General features: G+C 65.8%; 12 protein-coding genes and 1 tRNA gene. 6 read left to right on the top strand and 7 right to left on the bottom strand.

Annotation, left to right across the window (positions count from 1 at the left end; genetic code table 11):
* Positions 1-213: 213 nt before the first annotated feature.
* The 3 genes from FYW99_RS24280 to FYW99_RS24270 all read right to left on the bottom strand — a co-directional run bounded on the left by FYW99_RS24280 (position 214) and on the right by FYW99_RS24270 (position 2,362).
* Positions 214-1,113: a Vgb family protein gene (locus tag FYW99_RS24280; protein ID WP_223839477.1), complete on the bottom strand. Its 900-nt coding sequence runs from the start codon at positions 1,111-1,113 to the stop codon at positions 214-216.
* 14 nt (positions 1,114-1,127) lie between these two features.
* On the bottom strand, positions 1,128-2,018 hold the full coding sequence (locus FYW99_RS24275) for an alpha/beta fold hydrolase (protein ID WP_150254345.1): 891 nt from the start codon (positions 2,016-2,018) through the stop codon (positions 1,128-1,130).
* A 263-nt stretch (positions 2,019-2,281) separates the two neighbouring features.
* Positions 2,282-2,362 (bottom strand) — tRNA-Arg (locus tag FYW99_RS24270).
* Between the two features lie 270 nt (positions 2,363-2,632).
* Here FYW99_RS24270 and FYW99_RS24265 point away from each other — a divergent pair.
* Together FYW99_RS24265 and FYW99_RS24260 are read left to right on the top strand one after the other, a co-directional pair.
* Entirely contained in the window at positions 2,633-3,046 is a 414-nt protein-coding gene (locus FYW99_RS24265; RefSeq protein WP_150254344.1) for a hypothetical protein, read from the top strand.
* A 324-nt stretch (positions 3,047-3,370) separates the two neighbouring features.
* Complete coding sequence (locus FYW99_RS24260) at positions 3,371-4,027, top strand: SMI1/KNR4 family protein (protein WP_150254343.1); 657 nt, start codon at positions 3,371-3,373, stop codon at positions 4,025-4,027.
* 185 nt (positions 4,028-4,212) lie between these two features.
* Here the strand turns inward: FYW99_RS24260 and FYW99_RS24255 are convergent, their stop codons facing one another.
* Both FYW99_RS24255 and FYW99_RS24250 read right to left on the bottom strand, forming a co-directional pair.
* Positions 4,213-4,395 (bottom strand): DUF397 domain-containing protein, encoded by a 183-nt coding sequence (locus tag FYW99_RS24255; RefSeq protein WP_150254342.1) that lies wholly within the window; start codon positions 4,393-4,395, stop codon positions 4,213-4,215.
* Positions 4,358-5,197 carry a helix-turn-helix domain-containing protein gene (locus FYW99_RS24250; RefSeq protein WP_150254341.1) on the bottom strand — a complete coding sequence of 280 codons (840 nt, stop codon included), beginning with the start codon at positions 5,195-5,197 and terminating at the stop codon, positions 4,358-4,360. The genes FYW99_RS24255 and FYW99_RS24250 overlap by 38 nt, the downstream gene beginning before the upstream one ends.
* A gap of 472 nt (positions 5,198-5,669) precedes the next feature.
* On the opposite strand from FYW99_RS24250, the gene FYW99_RS24245 reads away from it, so the two are divergent.
* The 4 genes from FYW99_RS24245 (at position 5,670) to FYW99_RS24230 (ending at position 11,721) form a co-directional block, all read left to right on the top strand.
* Positions 5,670-6,299, top strand: a complete 630-nt coding sequence (locus FYW99_RS24245) for a hypothetical protein (protein ID WP_223839475.1) — start codon at positions 5,670-5,672, stop codon at positions 6,297-6,299.
* Between the two features lie 2,647 nt (positions 6,300-8,946).
* On the top strand, positions 8,947-10,425 hold the full coding sequence (locus tag FYW99_RS24240) for a tyrosine-type recombinase/integrase (RefSeq protein WP_150254339.1): 1,479 nt from the start codon (positions 8,947-8,949) through the stop codon (positions 10,423-10,425).
* A gap of 367 nt (positions 10,426-10,792) precedes the next feature.
* The gene (locus FYW99_RS24235) at positions 10,793-11,347 is read left to right on the top strand and encodes a hypothetical protein (RefSeq protein ID WP_150254338.1); all 555 of its coding nucleotides are present in this window, start codon (positions 10,793-10,795) and stop codon (positions 11,345-11,347) included.
* Positions 11,348-11,361: 14 nt separating this feature from the next.
* On the top strand, positions 11,362-11,721 hold the full coding sequence (locus FYW99_RS24230) for a hypothetical protein (RefSeq protein ID WP_150254337.1): 360 nt from the start codon (positions 11,362-11,364) through the stop codon (positions 11,719-11,721).
* A gap of 738 nt (positions 11,722-12,459) precedes the next feature.
* Here FYW99_RS24230 and FYW99_RS32520 read toward each other — a convergent pair.
* Both FYW99_RS32520 and FYW99_RS32515 read right to left on the bottom strand, forming a co-directional pair.
* Positions 12,460-12,831, bottom strand: coding sequence for a hypothetical protein (locus FYW99_RS32520; protein ID WP_223839473.1), 372 nt, complete (start codon positions 12,829-12,831; stop codon positions 12,460-12,462).
* Positions 12,832-12,924: 93 nt separating this feature from the next.
* Positions 12,925-13,239 carry a hypothetical protein gene (locus tag FYW99_RS32515; protein ID WP_223839464.1) on the bottom strand — a complete coding sequence of 105 codons (315 nt, stop codon included), beginning with the start codon at positions 13,237-13,239 and terminating at the stop codon, positions 12,925-12,927.
* Positions 13,240-13,493 lie beyond the last annotated feature (254 nt).

The raw sequence follows: 13,493 nt of genomic DNA, 5'->3' as shown, positions 1-13,493 counted from the left end.
CTCCGGTGAGGGCCGGGTAGCCGAACCGGCGAGCACACCAGGAGCCACACGGCGCCACCAACCCCAGGCCAGCCCACGGGTTCACCCCGGCTGGCCTGGGGTTTCCTCATGCCCGGGGCCGGTAACCGATCGGATCAAAGGTCCCATCGCGTCGTGGGAATTCTGGGTCGGCGGAGTTCGCGAGTCGTTGGTCAAAGCCTGTTTTGCCGGACCTTACGGGGCCAGGAAGGCGATGCTTCCTATCTCCAACGCGGTCCAAACCGTTCCGTCGGCGGTGGTTGCTATCCCGTGGGGCTCGCTGGAGGGCGTGGGCAGGTCGAACAAGTCGATGTCGCCCTCCTCCGTGATGTGTCCGATTCTGTTCGCTCCCCATTCAGTGAACCAGCAACCGCCTTCGGAGTCGGCGATGATCGCATGGGGGCGAGAGTCGCGCTGGGGGAGAGGGAATTCCTGGATGCGTCCGTCCGTGGTAAGGCGACCGACCTGGCCTGCGGCGATCTCCACGAACCACAGCGCGCCGTCGGATCCCCTGGTGATACCAACCGGGCCTGCGGCGTTGGTTGGGAGGGGATGGAGGGTGACCTTCCCACTGGTGGTGATACGACCGATGGCGTTGGCCTGGTTGAGGGTGAAGTACAGGGCCTCGTCGGGTCCGGAGGTGATGAATGACGGGAATGCTCCCCGCGTTGGCAGGGGGAATTCGGTGATGTGCCCGTCCGTGGTGATGCGGCCGATACGGTCGGTGTTCATCTCGGTGAACCACAGGGCTTCGTCGGATCCGGACGTCACCCCGAAGGGCCGGGCGTCCGGGGTCGGTAGTGCGAAGGAGTCGGTCTTCCCCTCAGCGGTGATGCGGCCGATCCTGTTGTCCTGGGACCGGGTGAACCAGATTGCGTGGTCCGAACCCGTGGTGATGAGCGAGGGCGCGCACGTGCCGGAGTCCAGTGGGTACAGGGTCGCGGATCCATCCGGTGCCATGTGGGCGATCTGTCCGTGGTGGAGGAGGGTAGCCCACAGGGAGCCGTCGGTGTCGACGGTGATGCCGTAGGGGCCGGCCCCCTGCACGCCCAGCGGGTACTCGCGTACGGAACGCTGTTGTGGTTGGTGTGTCACGGGTGTTCTCCGGGTCATGTGGTGGGCCGGGTGTGCAGGAGATCCAGGATGATGCGGGCCAGTTCCTCCGGTCGGGCCATGGGCACGTTGTGGTGAGTGTGTATCTCCACGAGTACCCGCTCAGGGCGCGCGGCGGCGATGGCTTGCACCTCGTCTCGACGTGCCGCGTAGAACCCCTGGTCGGGAAGCACGATCGTGAGAGGACAAGTGAGGTGTTCGTAGACGTCCACGCTCGGATAGACGGTGGCCTCTGGTGCGGGTGCGCTGATCACCGCGATCTGTTCGGGTGTGGGACGCCGTAGCCATGTGCGCTGCTCCTGGGTGAAGGAGCGCTCCAGCACACTGCGCACCAGGCCAGGGCGGCAGTCCCTGTTGAGCCCATCGTCCGGTGCTTCCCTTACACACCGCTCGACGTACGTGCGAGCCTGTTCGGGTGTGGCGGACCATCCGTAGCGGAACTGGGAACGGACCTGCTCTCTCGCTTCAGGCGTGGTCCACCGCTCTTGGTCCGCCATGGCCTTCTCACGGTTGTTCAGGACAAGTCCGTCGACGACGCACACCGCGGTGGGCCGGACCAGGCCGCTGGCGGTCACAGCGGTGACGGCGTAACCACCCAGGGAGTGCCCGACCAGGACGGGGTTCTCCCAGCCGAGGGCGTGGACCACACCAGCAAGATCCTGCCAGTACTGTTCCGCGTTGTGGGAGTCGACTCTGGTCTGACCGTGTCCGCGCAGGTCGACGGCGACAACGCGGCAGTGGTCGGTCAGGTGGGCCGCGACGTCGGTCCATGCAGCAGCGTTGTGCCCGCTGCCGTGAACGAGAAGGACTGGGGTACCCGCGCCACCGAAGTCCAGTCCAGCTAGGGTTCCGTGGTCGAGGTCGAATCTGATCTCTCGGGTCTGCACCGGACCATCCTGGGCTCGGTGTATCTTCCGCGCAACGGTATTTTCCGTGTCGCGATGTGGGCGGCTGTGGGGTGCTGGCGGGCGGACGCGGGGCCGCCCAGCGGGGCCCGCCCAGGGTCACGGGAGGGCAAAGTGCTCCGCGAGGTGGGTGCCCACCTGTACTGACTTCGTACTGGGGAGCACACCAGGAGCATTTGAAGGCCGAAAACGCGACGAGGACCTCCTTCGAGGTCCTCATGCGCCCCATCTGACCTGGGGTTTTGTGGCGCACCCGGCAGGATTCGAACCTGCGACCATCGGATGAGAAGTCCGGCGCTTTCGTGTCTCTACGTGCCACAGGGTGCCGTTTCATCCCTATACATCCGATCACCACCATCGTTTCGTGTCAAGAGGTGCCGCCCGGTGTCGTGCCAGTCCGGAACTGCGGAGCACAAACGGAGCACACACCGGCCCCTGGCGGCGTCCGATGGCACCTCGCGATGTCCTCGTCGGCCGCTCGTTCGTGGGGACCATGTCGGGTGCCGTCCCGACGTAGCTCTTGCGCCCGGGCCCCTGCATCCTCGCTCCGGTCACGGCTGTGCGCGGCGAAGTGTCTCCGCGGTATCGCACAGTTGGTGAACATGGTGACCGAACCCGTGCTCCACTGTGTACGCGACTACTACTGGGGCTGCATCTTGTGCGAGGACTTCGAAGGCTACGAGGGAGACTACGACCACCTCGCCGGTGACGGCCCCTTCTTCGCTGCGGATGACCAGGTCACCGTTCAGGTGGTCAACAGCCGCATGGTGGACTCCCAGGACGCCACCGTCGAAATGAACGTGTACGTCCATGCTGCTCCCATGTCCTTGTCCGACCACGCGTCCGTAATCGTCCTACGCTCGGGAGTTCTTTCACTTGGCGACGCCGATCGTTTCGACGAGGTATCTCTGCGTCCTGGCCGCTGGCTGATGCAGGTCGACCTAGACCCTCGCCGGTCGGACGAGGCCCGGTGGGTGGACATCCACCTGTCTCCTGCGGAGCCACGCTAGATGCGTATTTCAACTCGGGCGCCGGTACGCGCGGGGGCCGCTTCCTGCCACTCCTGGGGGTGTTCTCCTCTCCTGGCGCAGGCTGGCAGGCGGCCGCCCTTGCGAGAGAGGAACGTGTCGCTGTGGTCACGTCGGATGCCTGCGCCGGGATGGTGGAGCGTTTCGGGCGGGCGGCGCGATGTCTTGACCGCTGTTGCGGGGAGCGACAAGTACTGAGAGGGGGTGGCGCCGGGTCGCCGGTTCGGTGCCGGGGTTCGGCCGCCAATGGTGGTTCGAGGAAACCAGGGGAACAGGTTCGTCACGGGTGGCGGGCACACTGGGCGCGTGACACATGATGACGACGCGGTGTTCGAGGCCGTACGCGCACGCGTGCTCTCCGGTGAGTACCTGGACCACCGGCTCGGCTCGCCGGAGGACGACAGCGACGGTGCGGTCCGGCGCTGTGCCGAACAGGGGTCGTGGCGAACGGTCTATTTCAGGGGCACACCGGAGTACGACACCGCGCTCGCCGCGGGGCGGCTCGACCAACTGCCGCCGTTGAGGCCTGTGGCAGAGGAGGCGGTCAGTGAGTGCGAGGAGCTTCTCGGTCGCCCCTTGCCGTCGTTGCTGCGGCGCTGCTACCTCGAACTCGGCGACGGGGGCTTCGGTCCGGGCTACGGTTTGTTGCCGCTGTGGAATTCGGAGAACGGTACCTCTGTCATGGACGCCTTCCGGCGGCGGGAGGAGTGGCCCCGGAGGTGGCGACCGATGGTGAACTCATTCCTGACGCTATGCGACTGGGGTTGTGGCACCGAGTCGCTGGTCGACTGCCAGAACCCGTCCGGCGGGATGTGGGCCATCGACCCCAATCCGGCGCCCGGGGACGGCTTGGACGTCATGCTGTTCCCCCAGGAGTTCACCTTCGCCGAGTGGATGCGTCGGTGGGTGGACGGAACACTCCGACAACCACAGTTGCTCCTGGGCAAGAACACAGGAGATTAGCGAGTCTGTTTTGTGCCAGGCGTGGTGGAAGCTGAGAGGAGTGCCGGGATCGCCTCCCGTCACTCGTCTCGGCGGACAGCACCCACGATCGGGGTGCCAACGTGCTGACGGCCGAGGGAACCGGAGGCAGGAGACACGAAACGCCTCTGAAGATGTCGTCTTCAGAGGCGGAAAATCGATGGATGTCAGAGGGTTTGGTGCTTGAACTGGGCCAAGAAGCCACGCCACTCCGAAACGGGGAAGGTCAGTTCGGCGTCGTCCCGGTGCTGCGTGTCACGAACATCGGCCCCGCTCGCATGCTCTCGCACCTCCACGCAGTTCGAGCCGCCGTCACTGAAGCTGCTCTTGTGCCACCTGGGCCTGTTCATCGTCCAACCTTCTGATCTCGTCCTGCAATCTGGACAGCGCCACCTCCGGGCTGGTCGCCGCGGCCTGCAGAGCTGCGAACTGTCCTCGGAACTGCGCCACTTCCACCGTGTCGGTGACAAGTTGACCTTCACGAGCGGACTCCGCGAACAGCACATCCGGTGCGTTGTCCGTCGTGATCAGCTTAAAGGCCCCCGAGTTACCGGGATGTTTGGAAGCCCCCAAGGGCACGAGCTGCATCGTGATCCGCTCCCGTTCGGCCAGGTCCGCGACGAACGCCAACTGACCCCGCATGATCTGCGGCGATCCGTAGCGGCGCAGCAGGATCGTCTCATCCAGCACCACCCACAACTTGGGGCGCAGACTCTGGGCCATGCGTGTGGCCCGCTTGAACCGCTCGCTCGCGCGTGCCGTTCGCTCCTCCTCGGACAACCACTGGGCTCCGTAACGGATCAGAGTGTGGGCATAGGCCTCGGTCTGCAGATGAGCGGGCCATACCAACACCTGGTACTCGTACACCGCGCTCGCCCCGTCCACCAGGGCCGCCACCTCGTACTTCCACGCCTCACGGCCTGATCCGGTCAACTCAGCCCACACACGTTCCAGCCGCCCTGATCCCAGGACCGCGTCCAGGTCGGTGCGCAGTTGGGGCGTGGGTGCGGTCCTGCCGCGTTCGATGTCGGAGATCGTGCTCTTGCTGACGGAGACCCGCCGGGCCAGAGCGGTCTGGGTCAGTCCTGCTTCATCGCGCAGAGCACGCAACTCACGGCCGTAGCGGGCCAGCGCTTTCTTATCAGGGGGCATGGCACCCATGAGACCACAAGAGCCCGGACCACACCGGTCTTTTCCAGAATTTTCCAGCCTCCTAGGGCTGACTCCAGGAAAGACACAACAGCCTTCACCTGTGAGTTTCCGGTTACGACACTGGTTTCCGTCACGCACCACGTGAGGGAGAACCCTGATGCCCCCTTCGACCGGACCATGCCGAAAGCACCGGCGACCGAACTCCACCGCTATGGGAAGAACTCCCACTCCTTATCGGGAGGAAACAGCCCCTTCTGGTGAGCGCACCGCACCAGACAGGCCCTCGGCACCCTTCAAGGAGCACCGTTCCTCCGCGGCTGCATCCGGCGGCACTGCCCCGCGTGGGTCGAGTGAGTTCGGTCCGTTGCTGCCCCCTCCCCGGGCCGATGACCCGGTGGGGCACGGATACACCGCTGTGCAGGTGGTGCGGTTGGCGGTGTGGGCGGCCCGGGAATGCCGATGGGTGGACGCCATGGACCCCGCACACCGCGCGGAGACCGCATGGGAGGCCATCACCGAACATCTCCAACTCGCCCCCCAACGCCCGCAGGAGACCGAGCTGATCGCCCTGGGCTGGAAGGCGATGAAGGCCCAGCACTACCAGGACCTCAAAGCCCGCGGCCTGGGCGGCAAGGACAAGACCCTGCTCTCCCGGGCGTTCGTGCGCTACTGGACCAGCGCCTCGGCCCCCGCCCACTCCCACGAGGACCGCATCGTCGACCGCCTGGCCCTGGCCCAGATCTGGACCGCACTGAAACCAGCCCACCGCCAGGTCCTCACCGCCCTGGCCGAACACGAGGACCGACGCCGCGCCGAACGTTCGCTGAACATGGACCCGCCTGCCTTCACCCGCGCGCTGGGGAAGGCCCGCCGCGCGTTCCTGGCCTTGTGGCACGAGGGCGAAACCCCCTCCCATCTGTGGGGTTACGACCGCCCCGGGGCCCGGCACCAGAACGTGATGTACCTGGTCCGGTTGCGTAAACGCCGAGCCCTGCAACGCAAAGCCCAAGGAGAGGTCCTCTCCCGCCGACATCGCCCGCTCCAGGACTTGGGGGTCAACGACGTTTTCGACCGGTCCGGACGCACGCGTAGCCAGCAGTGACGGACGCCCAGCGGACAGGGGCGGGCTGTATTTCGTGGCTGGGGTTGCAGGTGCTCGCCCACCCAAGGGAACATCGACCACCCCGACGGGCAAGGAAACCCTTTTCATGGGGTTAGGGCTGTTTTGCGCCTCATTGTGTGGCGGTGTGGGTGAGAAGCGCAGTTTGGGGGGCGTATGACCTCGGGGCCATTGACACTCACCCGCGGCCGCACAGGAAGAACTGGCCTCGTTCACGAGGCCGCTGACAAACATGACGAAGGGTGCCCCGAGCTGGTGCTGCGAACACCGACCCGGGGCGTGATTCCCACCTGAGTACACCAGGAGGAAACCGTGGAGAAGCATAGCGGGCGGCACCGCAGGCGCCGCCAGGGTTGGGGCGAACAGGTGCGCTGGGTTCTCGGGGTGGTGCTCGCCGCACTGTTCTGCGGCCCCACCGGCACGAGTACACGACCGGCGGCCGAGGTCTGCTCACCGCTGTCCTCGCAGGGTGTGCGGGGAGACCGCGAACCAGCCTCGGTACGGGCTGTGGCCAAGGGGCGTACGGATGTTCCTCGGCCCCGGCCTGGAGAGGAACAGCCGCGGGAGGCTCCGGTGCGGGTGCCGCCACAGCGGACTCCGTACACGGGACCACGTGGGTGGTGTGAGGACGACGACGGGGTGCGCGGGGTGCGCCCTTACCTCGCTCGGCACGAGGACCGCGTCGTCCGTGCCCACAGCAGGGGAGACGTGCAGGCGAACCGAGGCAGGGAAACGGCGGGTGGTCGAGGCCCGGCGACATCATCGCCTTCTGGCCCTGGGGGCGGTGGCAAGGGTGAGTTCGCTGAGCTGGCCCACCTGGTGCGGCGCTGGCAGGCAATCGCGACCTGAGGGGTAAGAGCCCACGCTGGGGTGGTGCTGACCGTGATCACGGGTTGGCGCCGCCCCGGCCTCACGTGGCGGAGGCCAGAAGAACCCTGTGTCAGGGCAAGGGCCGTTGGCGGGCCTGTGACTCCGCCGGTGACGGGGCCTTTCCGGGGGCCTGTGACTCCGCCTGTGCCTCCGCCTGTAGGTGGGCCGCTTTGATCGGCCCACCTCACGGGCGTTATCAGTGCAGGTCAAAGGCCCTGTGGGTGGGCCGTTGGAAAGCCAGACTTATACCCAGTGGGTAGTCCCCTTCACGTAGGCGGGCGGGCCCGCCCCGACAAGCGGGGGCGGACCCGCCCGCCTCCAGGTACCTTGACCTCGATCACCCGTGGCTGCCTTCCCCCCTTCCGCCGGAACTTCTCCCTGACGGCCTGGTCTGCCCTCTCTTCCTCTCACCAGACCAGGGGCACGCGAGTTCTGCCACCTGCCACGCGCAGGCTTCCCCTGGCCAAGAAGCCATGGAAAAAGGATCTTCTCCTCTCAGATGGCATTCGCGATCCCTTCCCATGAAGAGTCGCTCTGGTGCGATCGAGGTGGCCGGAGCGCTCTCACCTGCCGTGTGACAAAGCGCGATTTCCTGTGCCTGTGAGAATTGTATGGGCGCTTTTCCTCCGGCTTCCTTGGAAGCGGGAAGGTGGGGTGTGAACCTCCACTGAACCCGAAGTGAACCCCTGGCCAGCGCATGGGCCACCGACTGGGCCATCGGGTGGGCCACTCTTAGCTGGCCCACCCCTACTCGTGCTTCTGTGCAGGTCAACGCCCCTTTGGGTGGGCCAACGGGCGTCCAGACTTATACCCCAGTGGGTAGTTCTCTTCACGTAGGTGGGCGGGGCGCCCTCGCTCGCGGGCGAGCGCGCCCCGCCCCGCCCGCCTCCACGGGTGCTCTACTCGTGCGGTATCCCTTCTTTCTTCGCCTCTTTCCCGATGAAAGTTTTTCGGCTTCATTGTGAGAGATAAAGCTGATCCCTTGTTCCTGTGTAGAGCCCAAGATCGCCCAGCTCCGGGCGCTGCATCGCATCGTTCCCTGTTGATTCCTGCCACGTGTTTTTTGTTGTCTCACGTCGTGTTTCGCGCGGCCTCGTCTGCCAGCGGTACGCGGTGGCGGAGGCCGAGCCGCGGGAGGTTCTGAGGTCGGGTGTCGCATCTGCATCGGGTGCGTCTTCATAGGGGTTCATCAGGGCGAAGAGGCCCACGGCAACGACGGGGAAGGGTCGAGGCGCGGTGGCGAGGAGAAGCACTGTTCGGGAACGGGACGGTTCGCTGCGGCTTCGAAGCCCATGGTGTGGCCCCGGGACGTGGGCGGGCGGTGTGGGGCTGTCAGCGCCCCGACGTCGGCCCGACCGCGCGGCGGGGCCCCGGGGCGTCCTGGGGCGGGCCGGTCGGCGCGGATGGGCCGTGTGGCGGGCTCGGTGGGGCCCGCGTCGCTGACCCCTGGACCGGCCCTGGTCAGAGCGGTGGCAGGAACAGGGTCAAATCGGGCGTATCGGATGGGCGGGCGGGGGGGTGTGCCCATCGGACGGGGGTTGTGTCGAATCCGCTTGACCACCTCTACGAGGTCGAGCGTGGATGCGTGGTGCCCCGCAACACGCGGGGCCGTACGCCGTATCCGCGCAGCTCAGATGTGGTAGCGAGGTGGGTCGTGTGGGTGTGAGTACTCCGGTCATCGTGGCCGAGGTCGGCTTGCTGTCGATGGTGGTTGGCGGATGTGGTGTGCGTGGGAAGCGAGACGAAGGTGAGGCCGTGTATGGCCGCGCGTGAGGGGTCCACGTTCAAACGGTGCGGATGCCGCGACGAGAACACTGGCAGGGCGTTGGGGGCAAGGTGTCCGCAGCTCAAGCGCCGGACCGGGGGCTGGACTCCGGCTCATGGGGCGTGGGCGTTCCAGTACGAACTTCCGCCAACCGGTCAGGGTGGGCGCCGCCAAGCCCGACGGGTTGGCCTGGCCTCCCAGGAACGGGCCCGTGCGGGGTTGGAGCACGTCAAGGCGTTGATTGCCCTGGCGGAGAAGGACCCCACGGTCGAAGTACAGATCGCTGACCTGGTCCAGGCGGCGTTGAAGCAGCGTCGCCCACTCCCCGGCCTGGAGGAGGTGCGTAGGCGGGTGGCGATGGCGGTGGATGTGCGCGCCGAACCACCCACCCTTGCAGCGTGGTTGGGGGAGTGGTTGTCGGGTAAGCCCGATCTGGCGGCGGGAACCCGGGCCTCTTATGCCGGGCACATCCGCACCTACCTCGTCCCGCACCTGGGTCGGCTGCGGGTGGACAAGCTCCAGGCCCGTCACGTCGAGGCCATGTTCGCGGCGGTTGAGGAGGCCAACGCTCACATCCTGGAGTGTCGCGAGTCCGACGACCCCCAGGTGCGGGCCTCGGTCAGGGGGCGGCGGGTGATCTCGCTGTCCACCAAGCACCGCATCCGCGCGACTCTTCGGAGCGCGTTGTCCGAAGCCGTCAGGCGTCCGGACCTACCGGTGTCGGTGAACATCGCCTCGCATGTGCGGTTGCCCTCCTGCCCGAGGAAGCGTCCGCTGGTGTGGACTCCGGACCGGGTGCGCCAGTGGAAGAAGGACGAGACCGTGCCGGGGGAGGTGATGGTGTGGACGCCAGAGCAGACTCGAGTCTTCTTGGTGCACGCGAGGAAGTATCCGTGGCTGTATCCGATGTTCCACCTGATCGCGGTCAAGGGCCTGCGGCGAGGAGAAGCGGTCGGCTTGCCCTGGGCCAACACCCGACTGACGGACGGGCAGATCGATATCCGCGTCCAGGTGGTGCAGTTGGTGTGGGAGAGGATCACCTCCACCCCGAAGAGCGCGGCCGGGCAGCGCACCATCACTCTGGACGCCGACACCATCAAAGTGTTGCGGGCCTGGAGGAGGTTCCAGAACGAAGCCCGTCTCAAGACCGGTACGGGTTGGGCGGACAGCGGTTTGGCCTTCACCCGTCAGGACGGTTCGGGGTGGCATCCGGGGCAGGTCAGTGACTGGTTCCTACGCATCATCAGGGCCGCTGGACTGCCGCCGATCACGTTGCATGGGCTCCGCCACGGGGCCGCCTCGCTGGCGTTGGCCGCAGGAACGGACGTGAAGATCGTCTCGGCCGAACTCGGGCACGCGACCACGCACTTCACCCAGGACACCTACCAGTCGGTGTTCCCGGACGTGGCCAAAGCGGCGGCCGAGGCCACCGCAGCTCTGCTGCGCGGCCCGGCTCCGGTGAGGGCCGGGTAGCCGAACCGGCGAGCACACCAGGAGCCACACTGCGTCACCAACCCCAGGCCAGTTCACGGGTTCACCCCCACTGGCCTGGGGTTTCCTCGCGCTCGGGGCCGGTAACCGATCGGATCAAAGGTCCCCTGGGCTGTTCCGTGTTCTGCAGCCACCACCACTCCGTTTTCTTCTGAAATCGGTGGCGAGATCGCCTTTCAGGTGGTCTGGTCATGTCTCTCTGGGGTGGGAATAAACCCTATGGAGGAAAAATGCTGTCATGTGCGCAAGGTTGCACGTCTCGCGAAGTTGGTTTTCTTGTTGTCGGATTGTGGAATGAAATTGGTGTGCTTTCGTTGGTCGGATGTGGGATATGAGGAGTTCGTCCGAAATGCTCAAGAAGGTTCCCGGTGTGCTTACTGCCCTGATGGCACTCATTCTCCTTGGCCCAATGCCGCAGGCTCATGCCGAACATGTTCTGCCACTGGTCGCGACCGAGGGCTACTATGCGGAGATCAACGGGGTCGAGTACCGGCCATCGCAGGAGCGTTCTCAGACATGGGCGGCCTGTGGGATGCGGGACGACAACCACAAGCTTGTCCGTACTTTCACTAAAAACGGTGGCCCCTCCGGGCAAAGCGCTTATCTCAAGTGCGGGTCGTCGGGTTGGGGTTATCGACACATTCAGGACAGGCATATGGGTGACTGGAACAACATCGCCGTTCAGATAGGCGACAACTGGAGGTCGTTCGCTGACTTCGCGATCGAGCAAATTCTGATCGCGCCTGAATCCGCTACCTACAAGTCCGGGAACGACACCTATGCTTTCACGGCGCCAGTGCAGATCCGAGACAGTGACGGAAACGTTGTCAGTACTTACCGGCCTTTGGTCTCCATTGCCAACGAGTCACGCAACATCATCACTGCCTACCCCCGGCGCGGGTAGGCGCTGGAGGGCTTATGGACGACACATACCTGTTCACCGAACTCGTGCACCGTCTCAACCTGGATGACGGCTCAGCCGACGAGGCCACCCACCGGAGAGGTGTTCTGCTTCGCCGGTGGCAGGGCCGTGACCTGAACCCGCCGTACATGCTGCATGTGGACCCGCCGACGCTGGGAGAGCACCTGCGGTCCATGGAGGGCATCAGTGAACTATTCCCCGGCACTGCTCCTGAGATCGGTGCGCTGCGGCTGTTTCTCGTCCACATCGAGGAGGCTGTCGAGACCGCTCCGCAGGGCCACCAACACTTGGTGATCGGTCCGGCCGGGGTGTACGCGCAGCCAGATGCTCCCCCGCGGACCGATCGCGGCGTTTAACGCAGGGCTGGCATCTTCCGTTCTGTGTTACGGCGGTGTCTCGCGCTGGCCGCGGAGCCGGGCGTGAAGGTGGTGCGAACGAGTTGATGCACACGACCATGCTTTCAGGACACCTACAGGCCGATGTTCCCTGAGGTGACAGAAGCGGTGGTGTGAGCGACCGCAAGTTATGTCCGGAGCGGTGCTCAGGCCGGGGCCCTTGAAGCCGCTCACGCTTGGGAGGCCCTTGATGTGTGGTGTTTGGGGCGGACATGGCCGGTGGGCTATGTTCGCCCCCGTGCGGTGTCAGGGCCCTACCGGGGTGCTGGTGGGCGAATACGGGGCCGCCCCGGCCCGGGCCCGAAGGGTCACGGGATGGCAAAGTGCTCCGCGAGGTGGGCGCCCACCTGTACTGGACCCTGCACTGCGGAGCACACGGGGAGCATGTCAGGCCCCGATCCAGACCCGGCGCCTCGTCTGTTCGACTCGCGCACCCCGTCTGACCTGGGGTTTTGTGGCGCACCCGGCAGGATTCGAACCTGCGACCATCGGATTAGAAGTTCGCTGGTTTCGTGTCGCCGCGTGTTACAGGGTGCCGTTTTGTCCCCATCCGCCCGACCACCGCCGTCGTTTCGTGTCAAAAGATGCCGTCCGGTGCCGTGCCAGTCCGGAACTGCGGAGCATAATCGGAGCACACACGGCCTGTCGGCGGCGTCCGATGGCACTTCGCGAGGTTCTCGGAGCGACCGCTCGTTTGCTTCAGGGCGCGCGCCTGGAGCGTTTGGTTCGGGTCTGTCCCAGGCGCGGGACCCAGCCTTCGGGACGACCGTTTCCGGCGGGCTTGGCCTTGGCCGTGGAGCCCTTGCCCAGGCCGGTCGCCCGTGCCACCGTCAGAGCGAGAACCACGTCGAACTCGTCCTTCCCACGGCTCACGTACTGCGAGTCCTGATGTGCAGCGAAGGTCAGGACCGCGTCCAGGTCCTCGCGCCACTCTTCCTCGGTGGCGATACCGCTCTTGGCCAGTTCCAGCACCCGGTGCACGAGGGGGGCCCTATCTTCCCACTCGTCCGTGGAAGAGCGCAGGTCGAGAGAGTCCAGAACCTTCTTGACCGCCTTCTCCGCAGTGGACACGTGGGGCAACAGCAGGTTCAGGCCGTCGTTGTCGATGAGGTCGGGGTAGTCGGTGCGGCTCCAAGCGGCCTCGTCCCACCAGTAAGCGAATCCCTATTCACGGTCGTTCTCCAACGCGGTGAACCAGGACCAAGGCAGCCAGCCGGGGCCGGCGTAGGAGTCGTAGCCCTCGACGTCCATGTGATCGTCGCACTCGTGGTCGGCACCGACGAGCACCCCGCGTCCGCCCTCGATCCGAGCGAGCCGCCACTCGTTGCCGCCCCCGTCGTCGTGGTGCACGACCGCGTCGGCGTAGCTGTGCTGGTTCTCGCTGCCGCCCGCCTCCAGGACGGCCAGCGCGGCGGCCCGGGCCCAGAGGGTGTCGAACGGGGGCAGGTCCTCGGGACGTCCTGGGACGTGGAGCTCCATGCTCGGGCCCTTCATACAGATGCGTGGAGAAGCTACTCCGTAGCTCCGACAGCCCGAGTACGGTTTCCGGCCAGGGGCAGAACCCTGTGCCGGAACTCAGCCGGGTATCCACGCTGCCTCATGCTGCCTCTTGGAGGTCACGTGGTCTCGGTGCCCAGGAACCCGACTCCGAACAACGCGGAACTTACCGGAGCCTTCATCACATCCGGCACGAGGCACTTCCCGGTCCCGGGCCTGTCCGTCTCCGGCTGGGG

Origin of the sequence: Nocardiopsis deserti, from assembly GCF_008638355.1 — a bacterium.
Taxonomy (GTDB): domain Bacteria; phylum Actinomycetota; class Actinomycetes; order Streptosporangiales; family Streptosporangiaceae; genus Nocardiopsis; species Nocardiopsis alborubida.
The sequence above is the reverse complement of the archived record's forward strand: the minus strand, read 5'-3'. Positions and strand labels throughout refer to the sequence as shown.

What these genes read in the sequence shown, in the direction of transcription:
- FYW99_RS24255 (WP_150254342.1), bottom strand. Translation starts at nt 4,395, where the DNA reads ATGAACAGGCCCAGGTGGCACAAGAGCAGCTTCAGTGACGGCGGCTCG.
- FYW99_RS24250 (WP_150254341.1), bottom strand. Translation starts at nt 5,197, where the DNA reads ATGCCCCCTGATAAGAAAGCGCTGGCCCGCTACGGCCGTGAGTTGCGT.
- FYW99_RS24245 (WP_223839475.1), top strand. Translation starts at nt 5,670, where the DNA reads ATGGACCCCGCACACCGCGCGGAGACCGCATGGGAGGCCATCACCGAA.
- FYW99_RS24240 (WP_150254339.1), top strand. Translation starts at nt 8,947, where the DNA reads ATGGCCGCGCGTGAGGGGTCCACGTTCAAACGGTGCGGATGCCGCGAC.
- FYW99_RS24235 (WP_150254338.1), top strand. Translation starts at nt 10,793, where the DNA reads ATGCTCAAGAAGGTTCCCGGTGTGCTTACTGCCCTGATGGCACTCATT.
- FYW99_RS24230 (WP_150254337.1), top strand. Translation starts at nt 11,362, where the DNA reads ATGGACGACACATACCTGTTCACCGAACTCGTGCACCGTCTCAACCTG.
- FYW99_RS32515 (WP_223839464.1), bottom strand. Translation starts at nt 13,239, where the DNA reads ATGGAGCTCCACGTCCCAGGACGTCCCGAGGACCTGCCCCCGTTCGAC.